This is a genomic window from Streptomyces sp. NPDC006393, from assembly GCF_040628575.1.
GTDB lineage: Bacteria > Actinomycetota > Actinomycetes > Streptomycetales > Streptomycetaceae > Streptomyces.
In genome coordinates this window covers 1-17,019 of the sequence record NZ_JBEXZD010000010.1, presented here as the reverse complement: position 1 = coordinate 17,019, position 17,019 = coordinate 1, and the positions used below count along the sequence as shown (strand labels likewise).

Below are 17,019 nucleotides of genomic sequence, written 5' to 3'. Positions count from 1 at the left end.
GCTCAGGACTGGATGGGGAACGAGGGCCCGGTCGCGGAGGGCGGAGGTGGTGGCGAGGTGGGGGGAGGCTGCGAGGGCGGGGAGGAGTCGGTGGGGGTCGAGGAGGGACTGGTGGAGGGGGATGCGGACGCGCTCCGGCTCTGACTCGGGGACGGGTCGGATGGGGGGCTGGTGGGCGTGGGGCCCGCCTCGGTCGTTAGGGGCGGCCCGGTCGGTTCCGCTGCGGGAGACGGTGTGCCGGTGCCGGGCACCTGGGCCGGCCGGGAGGCGGTCGGCGGTGGGGTTGTCGGCGTGGGCCGGCCGGTCGCGACGGGGTGATGGCCTTCCGCGAGCCGGCCCTGCCCGGGCACGGTGCCGGGGGCGGGGTCTGCCGGGGAGGGGTGCGGGGCCGGCGGGGTGGGCCTGCCGGGTTGCAGGGCGGGGGTGACGGGCGCCGCTTCGGGCAGGGGTCGGGGGGTCAGGCCCTGCACCCAGGCGGTGACCAGTACGGCGCAGGCCGCGGCGACCGCGCCGGCCAGGGACAGGCGCACCACGGGACGTCCCCGGCTCGCCCTCGCGGCAGCGCGCCACAGGCGGGCGGTCAGTCTTCCCGCCAGGTAGGCGCCCCCCGCCAGTGGGCACAGCAGCATCAGCGTGCCGATGACCGCGACCAGTCCGGCCGCGATGTGCCCGTCGGTGAAGGCCGTGTACGTTCCCAGGCACTGGCCGTACAGGCCGCGAACGGCGGTGGTCAGCAGGCGCGGAAGGTTCCACAGGACGTAGGCCGCCTCGGCGAGCAGCAGCGGGACCATGGTCAGGACCCACAGCGTCACGACGGTCCTGGCCGAGCGTTTGAGGCAGGCCACCTCCGCGGCGGCCGGGCGGCCGGGCAGCATGCTCAGCAGGATCGGCTTGACCTTGCCGTACAGGTCGGGCACGCCGGCCATGTCACCCAGGATGTAGTAGCCGTCCAGCCGCACCACCGGGAAGAGCTGCTCGAGGACCTCGAAGTGCGCGAGGTAGATCGCGGCCAGGAAGAACGGCTGGCCGGTGAGGAGGTAGCCGGCGGTGAGGGCCAGCATGAAGACGACGTTGAAGTAGACGCCGCCCAGCCCGGTGCGCAGCCGGCCGGTCCTCCCGATCCGGTACACGTCGGTGACGTCGGTGTACATGGACGGCCAGATCAGGAAGATGCCGCAGCCGATCTTCCCGGGCACCGCCCCGCTGTACCGGCAGGCCGAGGCGTGCCCGAACTCGTGGAAGAGCAGGCTCGCCACGGTGAGGGCGAAGAGGATGAGCATCCACAGCGGCTGTTCGAGCACCTGGAGCACCGGGGTGATGGCGCCGTGGACGGCGAAGAGCCATACGTCCATGGCGACGGCACCGGCCAGCACCAGTGCCACCACCAGGGGATGGTGCACCCAGGCCAGCGCGGCGGCGATCCGGGCCACCTGCGTCTCGTGGAAGATCACTTTGTGGCCGCGCAGCGCCAGCAGCAGGTCCGAGCGGGGCGCGGAGACCTCCTGGGGGTCACCGTCGAAGGGGAGGGTGATCCCGAGCGGGGTGAGTTTGTGCTCCACCAGGTGGACGATGTTCTCGGTGCTGACCTCGGCGCCGTAGCGGCCGCTGACGCGGTGGGAGATCGCCTCGGCGTCGCGTACCCCGTCGACCGCGGCGACGACCAGGTACAGCAGCCGGGAGAGCTGGATCACCTGCCCGTCACCGCGGCGGACGATGTATCGGCGCTCGGTGAATCCCGATCCCTGGTATTCGCCGAGCAACCGCAGTCCCTGGCTCGGCCGGGGCAAGGGCGTGGCGCTCGGGGAGGCACAGGCGGCGGTCGTGGCGGGTGCTGCCGGGGCGGCGGTGCGCCCGGCGTCGGCGGGCGGGTCCGGCGCCTTGGTGGCGGCAGCCGGCTCCGGGCACGACCCCGGGGGTGGGACGCGGGCAGGCAGCGAAGTGAGGCTGCTGTTGTCTTCCAACGCCGTCATCGGTTTTCCTTCTGGGCGCATCTGACGTTCCGGCACATGTGCGGATGCCCTGCGGGACGGGCCGCCGGCGAGAAGCAGGCGTGGATCAGTGGGTCTGTGACCGGTGGGCCGGGCGGGGCCGGGGTCCTCTGTACGGACCCGGCCCTGCCCGGCCGGGCCGTTACTGCTGCACGCTGATGGTCTGCGAGGCCTCGGACTGCGCGACCGCGTACGGCGAGCACTGGTTCAGCGCGGCCGATTCGTTGTGCGCGTCCACGTGCGCGACCTTCCTCGTGACGGTGGACCACTTGGCGAAGTTGAACGAGAACTTGCCCAGCGCCTCACGGCCCGGCAGCAGTTCCGCGGTCTCGGCCTCGAGCTGATCCATGTTCATGAAAATCTCCTTCCATTCCATTCATTGGGTGGGTGAGCAAAACGAGAACCGGTGAGTTACGGTCCGAACGCGTCCGCCGAGCCGCTCTCAGGGCCTCGTTTCGCGGCTGCCGGCGAACCCGGCTGACAGTGAGTGAGCAGCGATCCGTCTGCCACCGGCACGCCGTCAGGAAGCGGACGGCAACCGAAATCCCCTTCCTCCGCGGCCGGGTCATGCGGAAACCCGGCCGCGGAGTCGGGAACGGCGGTATGGGGGGAGAACCGTCCGCCGTCCAAAGTCTCCGGACAGTTTGTCCGGAGGCCCCGGACAGTAGCCGAAAGGGAAGGAAAAACGCAAACAATGCAATTCCGACATTCGTTCAGAGTCGTACTGCTGTTCAGTCCCCCGCTCCCACCAGCACCGACCGTCCCGGCGGGGCCCCACGGAGGCCGAGTTCTCAGGCCGCCCGCGCCGGTTCTCCTACGGCTTTCTCGGCTTTCTCCCCCGGCCGACGGCACGGCGGCAGTGTCAGTCGGCGCAAAGGGGAGAGAGATCCCGTTCCGTCAGCTCAAGCCGGATCGTCAGCCGACTGCAAGCCTGTAGGCCGTCAGCAGGCGTCCCTCGACACGGACACGGAAATCGGGCAGACCTGTCCCAAGTTCGGGAACGACCTTGTGGACGGCCTGAAGTTCCGCGGCACTGAGTACGGCGGCGGCAGCCTTGAACATATCGGCCAATGTCGCCTCCGGCACCCGCCGGAGCGCGTCCGAGGAAAGCAGAACCACCGCCTCGCCGGTGCTGCTGCGCACGACAGCGGTCACGGGGGCCCCTTGGACGACAAGCACCTGCTACCCCTCTCGCCAGCACGGCCTTTCCAAGGCACTGGATCTGGCACGGCAGGAGGATTATCTGGCTCTTCCGGCTGTTCCGGCTCTCCCCTCGACCGTGAACCGCGCCGCGGCCACCGGATTTCGAGAAGATTCCGCCGAGCTTAGCGGGAGAGGCACAGTCGAGTGGGTGCACCTGGCGGGCGCGCATATGCTCGAATCCACGGGCCGGTGAGGTCACGGATGCCTGACGGCCGCCGGCCCGTTACGGCCCGTACGGCACGGTCCGCACGGGCCGGACAGCTCGCCCTGCCAGGTCAGCCGGGCGAGGACGCCCCTTGCCGGGACGGTGACTTCGTGCCGGGAACGACCGGCCGGAATCCGGAGATCCGCGAAAAGAGGACCTGAGCGAAAGACGGGGTCAGCCGAGTCCGCGCGTCAGGTGTGCTTGCTCGCCGGCCGAGGCCCTGGGCCCTCGGCCGCGTCGATTTCCTCCTGGAGTTCGATCGCGTGAACGATGCTCCCGTTCAATGTCCTGCGGATGATGGGGTCGGTGATACCCCATGCGGTCATGGCCTCCTCCGGAGACAGCGCCCGTGAGCCGGCCTCCTTGGTCTCACGTCGTGGCTGTTGAGGCCCTCGCTGTTCCGGAATGAGGCCGCTCTCCACCAGAATCCTCCGGTGATCGAGGTTGAGGACCGTTGCCCAGGTCGTCAATTGCGAGGACAACGGCAGGGTTTTGCCGTCCAGTGTCCGGCTGATGGTGGTCAGGCTCAGACCGGTGGCGGCCGCCAGTTGCGCGCGTCCGCCCTGCCGTCGGCGAACGTCATATCCGGCCGCTGTCGCCGCGCCGGTGAGATACGCGCCGACCCGCCGCGCCTGGGCCTGCCGGTCGCTCCGGCTTTCGTGGGGGGAATCTTCCACACTCCGCATGCCCGGAGAGTAGCGCGAAGGCATGATGGCACACGCCAGTTGCACGCGTGCACCTTTGCAGGTCACAACCTAGATCGGCATTTGTGCAGGCCACATTGCGAATCTCGTATCTGTGTGCGAATCAAAATACCCTTGCGTCACTTATGCCCGGCAACTTGCATATGTTGCACGCGTGTGGGTTAGCCACACGGCTGCACGTTGCTGAGGGGGTCTTTTGACCATGCTCCGCCTCCACATGGCCACGCTCCTGGCAAAGGCCGGGGAACTCGGTGACCAGAGTGTCGCCGACATGGCGCAGCGCACCGGGATCAGCAGATCGACACTCCACCGGCTGGCGGCCGGCACGAAACAGCCCAGCCTGACGACGCTGTGGACCCTGCGCGACGCCTACCGCGTGCGGCTCGACGCGCTCGTCTACGACGACATAAAGACCCTCCGGCGCAGCAGCCTTTCACAACAACACCACGCGCCCTGACCGGGCGGGCACCGCCCGCGGCATCGGCGATTCGGCCGGCCGGCGGCCGGATGCGAACCGGCCCCGGCTCCCCGGCCGTAGCGGCGACCCGGCCGTGCCGGCAACCGGCTCCGTTCCGCCCCAGACCACCGGCGGCTCGCGGACGCGGCGTCGCACGGGCGCGGCCCGCCCGAGAAATCCCATACACCCACGATCAGGAGCACCGTTGACCACTCAGGTTCACCCCGCCCCGGACGGCGGCACCACGGGGGAAGAAGCACTCATCATCCGGGCCCAGCAAGGCGATCGCGAGGCGTTCGCCGAGCTGTACCGCAGGCACTACGGACTGATCGCCACGCTCATCGGCCAGCGTGTCAGATCCAACTCGGCCCTGGCCGAAGACCTCACCGCGGACGTCTTCATGAAGGCATGGGCCAAGATCGCCACTTTCACCTGGACCGGTAAGTCGATCCGTGCGTGGCTGTGCACGATCGCGCGCAATGTGGTCGCCGACCACTTCAAGACCGCCGCGGCACGCCACCTCACCTTCGTCGACCACATCACCCTGCTGACAGACGCCTGGGCGCCCTTGGTGAGCAACCCCGAGGACACCGTCCTGTCCTCGCTCGCCGTCGACGACCTGCACAACGCCCTGTCCGAGATCACGCCCCGCCAACAGGCCGTCATCCGGCTGCGGTTCCTCGGCGGGATGTCCGTGAGCGAGACCGCCCGCACCCTGGGCACCACCGACGCCGCCGTCAAGACACTGCAATGGCGCGCCCTCGGCTCCCTCCGCAAGGCCTACGCGGGAGCCGCCGCATGAGCCCCGCGTTCGGCAGAAACATGGACGTCGAGCAGGAACTGATGGCACGGCTCGGCGAACTCGCCCGCGCCTTCATCGCCGACCTGAACGCACAGGGCCGCCTGGTCGAGATCGGCGGCGCCGAAGCCCTCAGGCACCTGCGGGAACAGCACGACCATCAGCACACCCTGCCGCGAACCCCCACCGGTGGAGCGCAGGCCACCGAAACCGCGACGCACCTGGCCGCGCGGACACCCGCCGCCCTGTGGGACGCGATCACCACGCCCCCCACCAGCCAGATCCCACCCAGCACCCTGGACGCGTCCCACCCGCTGCATCTCCTCTACGCCCCCCACAACAGCCCGCACATGCCCGACCGCGGCGACGCCCCGGCCGATGCCCCGGCCGGCGCCCAGGCAGCCGCGTACGGCACCGCCGCCGACACAGAGGAAGCGCACAGCACGGGCCCGAGCGACATGGCCCCGAGCGGCCAGGACGACCACGGGCAGCAGGCACGCCATGAGGACCAGGTGCAGCGAGGCAACCACGAGGATCAGGCGCAGCGAGCCGGCCACGAGGAACAGGAGCAGCAGGCGGGCCACGCGGAACAGGAGCAGCAGGCGGGCCACGACGAGCAGACTCGGTCGGCGGCCGTCCGAACGGCAGCCAGGCTGCGGGCCGAACACGCCGGCCGCCTCGATGTCACCCGGATCACCGCGGAGCTCGAACGCGTCACCGTCCACATCCAGGCCCTGTCACTGACCGACTGGGAGTACTGGCTGGCCGCGATCGGCGCACCCCTGAACGCACCCACCCACCGCGCCGAAGGGGCCCAGACCGCCACCGGGCACCTGGACGGCGTGGAGATCCACCTCACCGCGGACGCCGTGCCCCGCCTGTTGGACGAAGCGGCCCGGAAAGCCACCGAACCCTATTGTCTGGCAGGCCGCGTCTACGACCTCGCGCTGCCCCACACCGACCGCCACGGCCAGACATGGCATTACCACGGCCAACGCCAGGAGGACGACACCCCCCTGCTCACCCTGCACGGCACCGGCAGCCCGCCCTACCCGCTGACGTCCGTGCTCACCGCCAACGGGCCCCTTATCCCCAGCCCGTCCCCCTCGGACCAGGATCTCGCGAACGGCCACTGAACACCGAGCACGCCACGAGACACCCCCCACGCCCCCACACCGGGCACAGCCGGACGGCAGGGTAGCGCACGGTCCCGGACGGGAAAAAGGTGCAGAACGTCCCGGCGGCGGCGCCGTTAGACTCAACGACAGGCGGTGACTGCTTCTGCACAGGAAGAACCGGCGTGCCCAACACACTGCAGGAAATGATCAAACACAAGCTGGACCAGAACGGCTGGTCCTACAGCGATGTGGCGCGTCGCGGCGGCATCTCCCGTTCAACGGTCCACCACCTGGCCACCTCCGCGCGACTGGCTCAGATGCCCCAGCAGACCACCCTGGAAGGCCTGGCCAAGGGCCTGGGCATCCCCCTCCCGCCGGTGCAGCGGGCCGCCGCCGAAGCCGCCGGCGTCAATCTCTACCTGCACGACGCGCCCGAGGCCGCCGACCCCGAAGTGGCCATCCTCATCGCCAGCGTCCACAAACTCAGTCCGACCGACCGTCGGCACGTGGCCGTCCTCGTCGAGTCGCTGCTGCGCGCCGACCAGACCGGGTAGAGGCGCGCGGCGTTCCGGGCGGCGGATGCCGTCAGGTGGTCACAGCGGACGCGGAAGCGTCCGTGCCGCGTTGATCCAGTCGATGACCGCCTGCACGGTGACACAGTCGAGTTCGGCCAGCTGGAAGACGGCCTGCACATCAGCGGCGTCCAACGGCCGGCACACCGAGTCCAGCACACCGTAGAGGCGCACCCGATGGGCCTGGGTGGTGGAGGCGTGCTGCCCGCTGTGGAGGCCGGCTCCATCGGCGGGCAGAGATGATGTCGTATCCAATTGATCCCCCTATGACGTGGGTGGAGCTGCGAAACGCCGGCCGGCGGCTCACGCGGGCCGGGCGAAGCGTTCGAAGACGTTGCTCAGCCGGTCCTCGAGGGCTTGTGCGTCCGGCCAGGGCCTCGGGCCGTCAAGTGCGCGGTGGACGCTGTCCCAGAACGCGTTGACGACGGCGTGGTCGTACCAGGTTCCCGCTGCCCCGCACGCGGGCGCGCATCCCAGCGCACGGGCACGATCGGTGAAGGAGCAGGCCACAGGGGTGCGTTGGGCGTTCCGGCCGCCCCCAGCACTCCCGTCGGCCTCGTCACTCCCCTCGGCCCTTTCCGTGCCGGCGACCCGGGTGATCGCCGCCATGACAGCCCGGTGGACGAGTGCCCGGTCCGCTGACTCCGCGGTGCTCCAGCCGATCAGGCTGCGCGACGTGGCGTCCAGGACCACCGCCGAGTACAAGGAACCCTGGAGCGGGGTGAAGGCCGGCACGTCGACGATCCAGTGGCCTCCCGGAGCAGGCGCCGCCGGCTGCCGGTCCGGCGCGTACAGCCGTCCTGTCCTCCCGCAGATCCCGGCTCGCCTCATCAGCGTCTCCACGGTCGCGTGGCTGACGTTGATGCCGTAACGGCACAGAAGTCGCCGCCCGATCCGGCGGTACCCGAACGCGCCCCCGGATTCCCGGTGGATGTCGACGATCACGTCGGTCAGCCAGGCCCGGCGCAGTTCCCGCGCGGAGGGAGTGCGTGCCCGCCAGGCGTAATACCCGGACTCCGACACATCCAGCAGCGTTACGGCCCTGCGCGCCGGAAAGCCCCGCGCCACCACACCGGCAATCACCTCGTACCGCCTTTTGGGGGCACCACCTGCTTCATCACGGCGATCGCCTCCCGCAGCAGATCAACCTCCTCCTCCAACTCACCGATACGGGCACGGGCCCGCGCCAGCTCCGATCCGGACACACGCACGCGCCGCCACCGGTACACCGTCTGCACGGAAACACCCAGCTGCCGCGCCACCTCCTGGACCGAATGCCCGTCACCGACCAATTGCTCAGCACGCACACGCAGTGCCGCCGGATACGAACTGCTCACCGGATCCCACTCGTTCACGAACACTGCCGAAAGGACGGACGGGGACACGCGCGGTCGCATCCGTCCACGCGTGTCCCGGGAAACGGACGGAAGACGCTGCGCCGACCCCGCCGTTCAGAGTCTCCGGACGGATCGTCCAGAGATCCTGGACAGTAGCCGAAAAGGAAGCGTCACCGCAAACCTTCCATTTCCGACATTCGTTCAGAAGCGCGCACCCGTTCCCATCGCCGGGCAGACACGGGGAACCACCCGCCCATGGCACGTCCGCGCACCCGGCACAGGGCGACACGCGACCGGTTCGACACCGCCGCCACCGCGGCCGGCCGGGCACGCCCCATCCGCCGAGAACGACGCTCCACACCGAACAGGGCGGCACCGACACACCCCCTCACCCCGGCCCGCAAGGCCACGGCGCACTTTCTCACGGCACGACTCCGCACAACACGGGGCATTTTCAAAGAATGCATTAACACCGTCGGACCTGTTTTTCCGAGCACTTACAAGCACCCCTGGCAGGCCGGGAATTCACCTGGTCGGATGCAGAACTCAAGGACCGGTGCGCATTCCCGCGAAATCCCTCCGGCAATGCCCACTGAGCTGCAACTTTCCATGTCCTACGCCGACTTCTCACGCATTGACGGTGACTCAGCTCGGCCCCGGAATTCGGATCGATTTGATGTAGCGTCACGTTCCGCACCAGGGCAAAAACGGCCCTGATGTTCGAAAGGAGATCAGGTGAAGACCATTGCTAAGGCAGCAGTAGGCGCGCTCCTGGCGGCCGGCGCTGTCATGGCCCCCCTCTCGATGGAGGCAGCCGCCGCCCCGCTGCCGACGGTGAAGGCGGTGGCTCCCGCCGTCCACCTGGGCATGCACGCCCACGCCTCCAACCATCGGGCCTACACCTACCACCGCTCCGGTGAACTGCGGAGGCACTGCTACAACAACCGCAACGACTACTGGCGTCACGGCTACCGCGACAACTGCCGCTACTACAGCTGGGACTGGGACCGGTACGGCAACCGCCACCACCACCGGGACTGCGACCTGTACTGGCGCCGCTGACCCCATGACAGACGAGGCCGCCCGCCGTCAGAGCCCTGACCGCGGGCGGCCCCGTCATGCGTGCCGCCACGCAGGAGATGCCCGTACCACACAAGAGCTTGAGGTCGAGGAAGACCTCCTTGCCCTGGGTGACAACGGCTGTCGCAGTCGAGGGCGACGATGATCCGGCGGTTCGGATCCATGGCGGCATGATGCCCGCCGCCGCGAACCGGTGATCGTCGCGATCAGGTCGGCTGGACGGCGACGAGACAGATGTCGTCGTCGGTGTCGGCGATGTCGCAGGCCAGCAGATGGTCCAGGTAGTCCTCGAGGCCGTCGGCCGGGCGGCGGGCGGCGGTGAGCAGCGTGCGGAGACCCCGGTCGATGTTCCCGTCGCGGCGCTCGATCAGGCCGTCGGTGTACATGAGCAGGATGTCCTGCGGCCGCAGCTCGTGCTGGGTCTCCTCGTACGAGGCCTCGTCGAGGGCGCCGAGCAGCAGCCCGTCGGGCGGTGTGAGGGCTTCGGCCCTCCCCCGGCCGACCAGGACCGGGGGCATGTGTCCCGCATTGGCCCAGCACAGGGTGCGGGCGGCGGGATCGAACAGGCCGCAGACGACGGTCGCGGTGACCTGCTCGGTGAGGCAGCAGGCGACGGTGTTCAGCCAGGAGAGCAGCCGGCCCGGCCCCGCACCGGTGATGGCCAGTCCGCGCAGGGCGTTGCGCAGGACGACCATGCCCGTCGCGCCGGCGATGCCGTGGCCGGCGATGTCACCGACCGTGAGCAGCACCCGGTCGTCGGGCAGCACGACGGCGTCGTACCAGTCTCCGCCCACCCGCTGGTCCTCCTCCGCCGGGCGGTAGCGCACGGCGACCCGCAGGCCTGCCCTGGAGACCGGCTGGACCGCCGGGGGCATGATCGCCCGCTGGAGCTGCCGGGCCAGGCGGCGGCGCTCGGCGGACTGCTCCTCGGCGCTGGCCAGTCTGTCCTGGGTGGCGGCCAGCGCGACCTCGGTCCAGGAAAGGCGGGAGATGTCCTGGTAGGCGCCGCGTACCGCGACCAGGAGCCCGGAGGCGTCGCAGACGGGTTCGGCGACGACGCGCAGGTGGCGGACCACACCGTCGGCGCGCCGGAGCCGGAAGGTGACCGCGCTCTCCTCCCGCTGGTGCAGCACGGTGCGCAGAAAGCGCCTCACGGCGGCGGCGTCGTCCGGGTGCGCGTGTCCCGGGAGCTGGTGCAGCGCCACCGGGGCGGTGCCCGGCGGCAGCCCGTACAGGGTGGACAGCTGCTCGGTCCAGGTGATCTCACCGGTGGTCAGGTTCTCCTCGAAGGCGCCGATCCCGCTGACCCGCTGGGCGTGCTGGAGCAGGTCGGCCCGCCGGGCGTCACCGTCCGGGAGCCGCCAGCTGAGCAGCACCACGTCGCCGAAGCGGGCCAGGCCCACGGCGGCGACCATGGGCGGTGGCGCGGGGCTGCCGGGGAAGGTGAGCACCGTGCTCCGGTCGCGGTGGGGGATCCCGGTGTCGTGCACGCGCTTGATGCGCTCGAACAGCCCGCCGTCCGCGGCGAACAGTGGATATGCCTCCAGCAGCGGCAGCCCGGTCAGCGAGCCGGGGGCACGGCCGGCGGGGTCGGTGAAGCACGCGTTGGTGTGCTCGATGACGAAGTCGGTGATCCGGCCGTCGCGGTCCCGCAGGGGTCGCAGCAGGGCGGCGGAGTCCAGCACACCGTCGAGCAGGGCCACGAGGCAGCCGGCCGTCCCGTCGGCCGGGCTGCCCGGCTCCACTTCGTGGCCGGACAGCGACAGGGCGCACAGTTGCGCCAGGGCGTCCAGCTGCCGAGCCAGTGCGGGGTGGGTGCCGGGACCGGTGGGGCCGGGCCAGTGGATCTCCAGGACGCCCACGCGCCGACCGCCGTCCCGTGCGGGCACGACGGTTCGTGTCCCGGCGGTGCCACCGCCGAGGGTCGGTGGCAGCGAGCCGCCGGACTCGGCGGTCCACAGGGTTCGGTCCTCGGTGACGGCCCGCTGGGCCAGGGTGCCGACCCCGGGCGGGACATAGCGCCAGCGGGCGGCCTCGGCGGGGCCGAACCCAGCCTCTCCCGCGAGGGTGAGCGAGCCGTCGGGAGCGGCCGACCAGACGGCGGCGGCGGTGGCGCCGAGTGGCCTCAGGGCGCGGTCGAGGAGGGCCCGGGCGAGGGCCTCGGTGTCGTCCCCGGCCAGGATGGCCGCGGCCTCCGTCGTACGCAGCCGCAGGGCGGTCCCCCGGCTCCGAGGCTCCGCGGCTTCCTCCGCCGTCCGGCCGGCGCCGGTCGGGGTCTGCTCGGCGTGGACTTCCGCGGTGGCGCAGGCGATGGTGTCCGAGGCGGCCTCGCCGACGATGTCGGCGGCCAGCTCGGGCAGGGCCGTCCGGGCGTCGGAGGCGAGCCGTCGCAGCTGCCGCGCGGCTTCGGCCGGAGCGCAGTTCAGCCGCTCCACAAGGACGCCCTGGGCCAGTTCCACGAGAACCCGGGCCTCGCTCTCCTGCCGCAGGGCGCGGTTCTCGGCGCTCAGCCGGTCGACGGTGGCCGCCAGCCGGGCCACCCCCGTCTCACCGCGCCCCGCGGGAGGCGTGGCGGGTCCGGAGGGGGACCGCTGCCGCTCGGGCTCGTGCTGCTGCTCCGCCATGGGACTGCTCCTCGGCCGGGCACACCGCGGGCGACCGCTCGCCGCGCACCCACCACCAGCACATCACAGGTCGAGCCAGCGGCGCATGCAGTGGACCAGTTGCTGGGCGTCGACGGGCTTGGGCACGTAGTCGTCGGCTCCGGCGGCCAGGCACTTCTCCCGGTCACCGGACATGGCCTTGGCGGTGACCGCGATGATCGGCACCCGGTGGGGCCCGGGCAGGGCCCGGATCGCCGCGGTGGCGGCGTAGCCGTCCATCTCCGGCATCATCACGTCCATCAGGACCAGGTCGACGTCCTCGTCGGCCACCGTCTCCACGCCTTCGCGGCCGTTCTCGGCGTGCAGGACCCGCATGCCGTGCAGTTCCAGGATGCCGGTGACGGCGAAGACGTTCCGGGCGTCGTCGTCGATGACCAGTACGGTGCGGCCAGCCAGCGGATCGGCCTCTTCTGCGGCGGGCTCCGGACCGGTGTCCGGTGCGGGGACCAGCGTGCCCTCGGCGGGGGGCTCCGCGGTGAGGTGGAGCGCGCCCTGGACCGCGGGATGCACGGTCGGCAGGTACAGGGTGAAGCAGCTGCCCTCGCCCTGGGTGCTCCGGGCATGGATGAAGCCGCCCAGCAGGTAGGCGATCTCGCGGCAGATGTACAGGCCCAGTCCGGTTCCCCCGTACTTGCGGCTGGAGGTGCCGTCGGCCTGCTGGAAGGCGCCGAAGATGCTGTCCAGGTGCTGGTCCGGGATGCCGATGCCGGTGTCGCTGACCCGGAAGGCCAGGGCCGGCCCGCTGTGGCGGACGGAGTCGGGGAGATCGGCGTCGGTGGTGTCGGCGGGTTCGATCCGCAGCTCGACCCGGCCCGCCTCGGTGAACTTCACCGCGTTGGAGAGCAGATTGCGGAGCACCTGGCGCAGCCTGGACTCGTCGGTGACCAGCTCGGCGGTGACTTCGGTGGCCGTGACGACCTGGAACTCCAGTCCCTTCTGGGAGGCCAGGGGGCGGAAGGTCGTCTCCAGGTAGTCCAGCAGCTGACGCAGGCGGAAGCGCTCGGGGCTGATGTCCATCTTCCCCGCCTCGACCTTGGACAGGTCGAGGATGTCGTTGATCAGCTGAAGCAGATCGGATCCGGCGGAGTGGATGACCTCCGCGTACTCCACCTGCTTCGGAGTGAGGTTGTGGCCGGGGTTCTGGGCCAGCAACTGGGCGAGGATCAGCAGGCTGTTGAGCGGGGTCCGCAGCTCGTGGCTCATGTTGGCCAGGAACTCCGACTTGTACTTGGAGGCGCGGGCGAGCTCGCGGGCCCGGTCCTCGAGCTCCTGCCGGGCCTGCTCGATCTCCAGGTTCTTCGTCTCGATGTCGCGGTTCTGGCTGGCCAGCAGCGCCGCCTTGTCCTCCAGCTCGGCGTTGGAGCGCTGGAGTTCCTCCTGGCGGACCTGGAGCTCCTCCGAACGGGCCTGGAGTTCGCCCGCGAGACGCCGGGACTCGCCCAGGAGCTCGTCGGTGCGGGCGTTGGCGATGATGGTGTTGACGTGAACCCCGATGATCTCCATCAGCTGGTCCAGGAAGTCCCGGTGCAGCGGGGTGAAACGGCCGGTGGAGGCCAGCTCGATGACGCCGAGCACCTGGTCCTCCGCCGTGACGGGCAGCACGATGAGGCTGGCGGGGGCGGCGCTGCCGAGACCGGACGAGACGGTGACGTAGTCGGCCGGGACGTCGTCCACCGCTATGGTGCGCCGGCTGCGGGCGGCCTGGCCGACCAGTGACTCACCGAGCCGGAACCGCGTGGGGCGAGGAGAGTTCTCGGGGCGCCCGTAGGAGTCGATGAGGCACAGCCGCACCCCGTCGTGGGTGCCTTCGGAGAGGAAGAACGCGCCGTACTGCGCGGCGACCAGCGGCACCAGTTCGTCCATGACGAGCCTGGCGACGTCGTCGAGGTCGCGGCGGCCCTGTACCTGGCGGGAGATCCGGGCCAGGTTGGTCTTGAGCCAGTCCTGCTCCTGGTTGGCCCGGGTGGTCTGCCGCAGCGACTTCACCATGGCGTTGATGTTGTCCTTGAGTTCCGCGACTTCGCCGGAGGCGTCCACGGTGATGGAGCGGGTCAGGTCGCCCTCGGCCACGGCACTGGTGACCTCGGCGATGGCGCGGACCTGGCGGGTGAGGTTGCCGGCCAGCTCGTTGACGTTCTCGGTGAGCCGTTTCCAGGTGCCGGAGACGCCCTCCACCTCGGCCTGCCCGCCGAGGCGGCCCTCGCTGCCGACCTCGCGGGCCACCCGGGTCACCTCCGCGGCGAACGAGGACAGCTGGTCGACCATGGTGTTGATGGTGGTCTTGAGCTCCAGGATCTCGCCGCGGGCGTCCACGTCGATCTTGCGGGTGAGGTCGCCCTCGGCGACGGCGGTGGTGACCTGGGCGATGTTGCGGACCTGGCCGGTCAGGTTGTTCGCCATGGAATTGACGCTGTCGGTGAGGTCCTTCCAGGTGCCCGCCACGTGCGGCACCCGGGCCTGGCCGCCGAGGATGCCCTCGGTGCCCACCTCGCAGGCCACTCTGGTCACCTCGTCGGCGAACGCGGACAGGGTGTCGACCATGGTGTTGATGACCCCGGCGAGGGCGGCGACCTCCCCCTGGGCCTCGACGACGATCCGCTGGGAGAGGTCGCCCCGGGCGACGGCGGTGGCCACCTGCGCGATGGAACGCACCTGGCCGGTGAGGTTGTACGCCATGACGTTGACGTTGTCGGTGAGGTCCTTCCAGGTGCCCGAGACCCCGCGGACGGTGGCCTGACCGCCGAGGTCGCCCTCGGTGCCCACTTCGCGGGCCACCCGGGTGACCTCGTCGGCGACCACCGACAGCTGGTCGACCATCGTGTTGATGGTCTCCTTGAGCTCGAGGATCTCCCCGCGGGCGTCCACGGTGATCTTCTGGGAGAGGTCGCCCCGTGCCACGGCGGTCGCCACCTGGGCGATGTTCCGCACCTGAGTGGTGAGGTTGCCCGCCATGGCGTTCACCGACTCGGTGAGGTCCTTCCACGAGCCCGGCACGTCCGTCACCTGGGCCTGTCCGCCGAGGCGGCCCTCGCTGCCGACCTCGCGGGCCACCCTCGTCACCTCGGTGGTGAACCGTGACAGCTGCTCCAGCATGCCGTTGAAGACGATGGCGATCTCGCCGAGCAGCCCGTCGCCGTCCTCGGGGATCCGGGTGCGGAAGTCGCCGTCCCGGACCGCGGTGAGACCGGCCAGCAGGCGGCGCAGCCCGGCCTCGTCCATCTGGCAGACCACGCTCGTGGATCCGTCCCGCGCGGCCGCTCGGGAAGCCTCAGCCATCTCCGCTCCCGCCGTACTGATCCGCCACCGGCCGGCCGGCCGGGAGGCTGCTTGCAGGTGGCGGCCCTCGGCCCGCCCGGAGGCTGCGCGTCGGCCGCACCGTGTCTCCAGTGTGCCGCCGACGGGACGGAGCAGGACAGCGCGCGTGGGCGTCCGTGGCCGGCCGGCCGCCGCCGGGCGCCTGGCGGCAGGCCTGTGCCGACCCTGACCGCGCACTCGCCGGCAAGTCTCAACAGGCTCGGTGAGGGACCCGGCGGGCCCCGTGAGGAACTGTTCGGCCCGGATGACCTTGCCGTCGCGGGTGCGGCGGGCGCCCCACCACCGGGGGAACCGAGCGATCAGGAACAGGCCGCGACCGCCCTCGTCGCTGGTCTTCGAACGGCGCGGGTGCGAAGCGGTGCCACCGGCGTCGAAGACCTCGCAGATCACTACGTTGTCGACGCTCAGGCGCAACCGTGCGGGTCCGGTGGCGTGCCGGACGGCGTCGCTGACCCGTTCGCTGACGGTCGCCAGGTCCCAGCAGGCGACCCGCCCGGTGTCCAGCCACCTGGTCCTGGCCATGAGCAGAACCGACGTCGCAGCGGGTGCGGGCCGCGGCGACGTCGGTGCGTCGACCACGGCCCGGCACCAGTCGTCGAGGGACTCCCCCCCCCCCACTCGTGCCATGGCGGACTCCGCCACCCGTGCCACGGCGGACTCCCCCATCCGTGCCACGGCGGCGCCCAGGCGTGCCTCGACGTCGCCGGGGCGGCTCGTGACCGGGCCGGTCGGGCCCTCGGTGCGGAGCGCGAGGACGCCCTCTCGGCCAGAGTGGGCCCGCCCCGGCCTCGAACGGCGGACCATCGATCAGGTCCGCCGGGCTCCGCCCCAGCACCTCGGCGGCCGCGTCCCCCGGGCAGCCGCTCCGCATTCCGGTCCCGGCCGACCACCCCCGCCCGCGCGTCCGGCACCGGTGGCGCGACATCCGCCACGTCGAACCGCCGCCGGGCGGCACCGCTCTCCTCGCTCGCCACCTTGGCGACCCTCTCCGTCCCGGAGAGCGGTCGGCGACGGATGCGAAGCGGCGCAACCCCGCCCCACGCCACGCGGCCGCAGCCACGCCGCGCGGCCGGCCCGGATTCACCCGACCGGCGGCGTGTCCGGGGAGGGCGGACCCCGTCTCCTGGCAGGTCGGGGGCGCGTCCGTCGCCCGCGGGGGCGGCCATCCGATTGCGGGGCGGGCGCGGCCAACTTAGCTTCAGGGCGTCGGAGTTCTCCGACAAAGCCGACATAGGTCTTATGTCGGCCATCCCAGGCATTGAACGGAGCATTCATGTCGGTCATGACCGGTAGCCAGCCCCTGCAGCAGTTCGGCCAGCAGATCGGCGGCCCGCAGCAGCAGATCGCGCAGGTGGTCCAGCAGTCGATCCAGCACGCCTGCCAGCAGGCGAGCCAGCAGGTGGCACAGCGCATGCAGCAGACGCTGCAGCAGATCCAGCAGGTCCAGCAGCAGCTGCACCAGCAGGGCATGGCCCACCAGGCGCACCCGTACCTCGCCCTCGCGCTGCACCACACGCTGCACACCGGCATCCGCCACGCGGTGGAGCAGTCGGTGCAGCAGGCGCTGCCGACCGCGAT

15 protein-coding genes are annotated in these 17,019 nt (G+C 70.9%); 6 read left to right on the top strand and 9 right to left on the bottom strand.

The window, feature by feature from the left end; all coding sequences use genetic code 11:
* Nucleotides 1-2 precede the first annotated feature (2 nt).
* The 4 genes from ABZ484_RS07215 to ABZ484_RS07200 all read right to left on the bottom strand — a co-directional run bounded on the left by ABZ484_RS07215 (nucleotide 3) and on the right by ABZ484_RS07200 (nucleotide 4,082).
* The gene (locus ABZ484_RS07215; RefSeq protein ID WP_358864885.1) at nucleotides 3-1,970 is read right to left on the bottom strand and encodes a hypothetical protein; all 1,968 of its coding nucleotides are present in this window, start codon (nucleotides 1,968-1,970) and stop codon (nucleotides 3-5) included.
* A gap of 160 nt (nucleotides 1,971-2,130) precedes the next feature.
* Nucleotides 2,131-2,343 carry a hypothetical protein gene (locus ABZ484_RS07210; protein ID WP_358864884.1) on the bottom strand — a complete coding sequence of 71 codons (213 nt, stop codon included), beginning with the start codon at nucleotides 2,341-2,343 and terminating at the stop codon, nucleotides 2,131-2,133.
* Between the two features lie 560 nt (nucleotides 2,344-2,903).
* Complete coding sequence (locus ABZ484_RS07205) at nucleotides 2,904-3,143, bottom strand: hypothetical protein (RefSeq protein ID WP_358864883.1); 240 nt, start codon at nucleotides 3,141-3,143, stop codon at nucleotides 2,904-2,906.
* A 444-nt stretch (nucleotides 3,144-3,587) separates the two neighbouring features.
* The gene (locus ABZ484_RS07200; protein ID WP_358864882.1) at nucleotides 3,588-4,082 is read right to left on the bottom strand and encodes a transcriptional regulator; all 495 of its coding nucleotides are present in this window, start codon (nucleotides 4,080-4,082) and stop codon (nucleotides 3,588-3,590) included.
* A gap of 235 nt (nucleotides 4,083-4,317) precedes the next feature.
* Here ABZ484_RS07200 and ABZ484_RS07195 point away from each other — a divergent pair, with 235 nt between their 5' ends.
* The 4 genes from ABZ484_RS07195 to ABZ484_RS07180 all read left to right on the top strand — a co-directional run bounded on the left by ABZ484_RS07195 (nucleotide 4,318) and on the right by ABZ484_RS07180 (nucleotide 7,028).
* Nucleotides 4,318-4,557, top strand: coding sequence for a helix-turn-helix transcriptional regulator (locus ABZ484_RS07195; protein WP_358864881.1), 240 nt, complete (start codon nucleotides 4,318-4,320; stop codon nucleotides 4,555-4,557).
* A 205-nt stretch (nucleotides 4,558-4,762) separates the two neighbouring features.
* Nucleotides 4,763-5,359, top strand: coding sequence for a sigma-70 family RNA polymerase sigma factor (locus ABZ484_RS07190; RefSeq protein WP_358864880.1), 597 nt, complete (start codon nucleotides 4,763-4,765; stop codon nucleotides 5,357-5,359).
* Nucleotides 5,356-6,492 (top strand): BN159_2729 family protein, encoded by a 1,137-nt coding sequence (locus tag ABZ484_RS07185; protein WP_358864879.1) that lies wholly within the window; start codon nucleotides 5,356-5,358, stop codon nucleotides 6,490-6,492. Before ABZ484_RS07190 ends, ABZ484_RS07185 begins: the two co-directional genes overlap by 4 nt.
* 185 nt (nucleotides 6,493-6,677) lie before the next feature.
* Nucleotides 6,678-7,028, top strand: a complete 351-nt coding sequence (locus ABZ484_RS07180) for a helix-turn-helix domain-containing protein (RefSeq protein WP_358864878.1) — start codon at nucleotides 6,678-6,680, stop codon at nucleotides 7,026-7,028.
* Between the two features lie 39 nt (nucleotides 7,029-7,067).
* On the opposite strand, the gene ABZ484_RS07175 is transcribed toward ABZ484_RS07180, so the two are convergent.
* The 3 genes from ABZ484_RS07175 to ABZ484_RS07165 are packed head-to-tail and all read right to left on the bottom strand — an operon-like array spanning nucleotide 7,068 to nucleotide 8,407.
* Nucleotides 7,068-7,301, bottom strand: coding sequence for a hypothetical protein (locus tag ABZ484_RS07175; protein WP_358864877.1), 234 nt, complete (start codon nucleotides 7,299-7,301; stop codon nucleotides 7,068-7,070).
* 48 nt (nucleotides 7,302-7,349) lie between these two features.
* Entirely contained in the window at nucleotides 7,350-8,069 is a 720-nt protein-coding gene (locus ABZ484_RS07170; RefSeq protein WP_358864876.1) for an IS3 family transposase, read from the bottom strand.
* Nucleotides 8,070-8,125: 56 nt separating this feature from the next.
* A complete protein-coding gene (locus ABZ484_RS07165; RefSeq protein ID WP_358864875.1) occupies nucleotides 8,126-8,407 on the bottom strand; it encodes a transposase in 282 nt (93 codons plus the stop codon).
* A gap of 711 nt (nucleotides 8,408-9,118) precedes the next feature.
* On the opposite strand from ABZ484_RS07165, the gene ABZ484_RS07160 reads away from it, so the two are divergent.
* Nucleotides 9,119-9,445: a hypothetical protein gene (locus tag ABZ484_RS07160; protein WP_358864874.1), complete on the top strand. Its 327-nt coding sequence runs from the start codon at nucleotides 9,119-9,121 to the stop codon at nucleotides 9,443-9,445.
* Nucleotides 9,446-9,669: 224 nt separating this feature from the next.
* On the opposite strand, the gene ABZ484_RS07155 is transcribed toward ABZ484_RS07160, so the two are convergent.
* Entirely contained in the window at nucleotides 9,670-12,087 is a 2,418-nt protein-coding gene (locus ABZ484_RS07155; RefSeq protein WP_358864873.1) for a SpoIIE family protein phosphatase, read from the bottom strand.
* A gap of 63 nt (nucleotides 12,088-12,150) precedes the next feature.
* Nucleotides 12,151-15,345 carry a HAMP domain-containing protein gene (locus ABZ484_RS07150; protein ID WP_358864981.1) on the bottom strand — a complete coding sequence of 1,065 codons (3,195 nt, stop codon included), beginning with the start codon at nucleotides 15,343-15,345 and terminating at the stop codon, nucleotides 12,151-12,153.
* 1,378 nt (nucleotides 15,346-16,723) lie between these two features.
* On the opposite strand from ABZ484_RS07150, the gene ABZ484_RS07145 reads away from it, so the two are divergent.
* The coding region (locus ABZ484_RS07145; protein ID WP_358864872.1) for a hypothetical protein at nucleotides 16,724-17,019 on the top strand (296 nt) is incomplete at its 3' end.

Bases quoted from the DNA above. Each gene is read 5' to 3' on its own strand.
- ABZ484_RS07215 (WP_358864885.1), bottom strand. From the start codon at position 1,970: ATGACGGCGTTGGAAGACAACAGCAGCCTCACTTCGCTGCCTGCCCGC.
- ABZ484_RS07210 (WP_358864884.1), bottom strand. From the start codon at position 2,343: ATGAACATGGATCAGCTCGAGGCCGAGACCGCGGAACTGCTGCCGGGC.
- ABZ484_RS07200 (WP_358864882.1), bottom strand. From the start codon at position 4,082: ATGCGGAGTGTGGAAGATTCCCCCCACGAAAGCCGGAGCGACCGGCAG.
- ABZ484_RS07195 (WP_358864881.1), top strand. From the start codon at position 4,318: ATGGCCACGCTCCTGGCAAAGGCCGGGGAACTCGGTGACCAGAGTGTC.
- ABZ484_RS07185 (WP_358864879.1), top strand. From the start codon at position 5,356: ATGAGCCCCGCGTTCGGCAGAAACATGGACGTCGAGCAGGAACTGATG.
- ABZ484_RS07180 (WP_358864878.1), top strand. From the start codon at position 6,678: ATGATCAAACACAAGCTGGACCAGAACGGCTGGTCCTACAGCGATGTG.
- ABZ484_RS07155 (WP_358864873.1), bottom strand. From the start codon at position 12,087: ATGGCGGAGCAGCAGCACGAGCCCGAGCGGCAGCGGTCCCCCTCCGGA.
- ABZ484_RS07150 (WP_358864981.1), bottom strand. From the start codon at position 15,345: ATGGACGAGGCCGGGCTGCGCCGCCTGCTGGCCGGTCTCACCGCGGTC.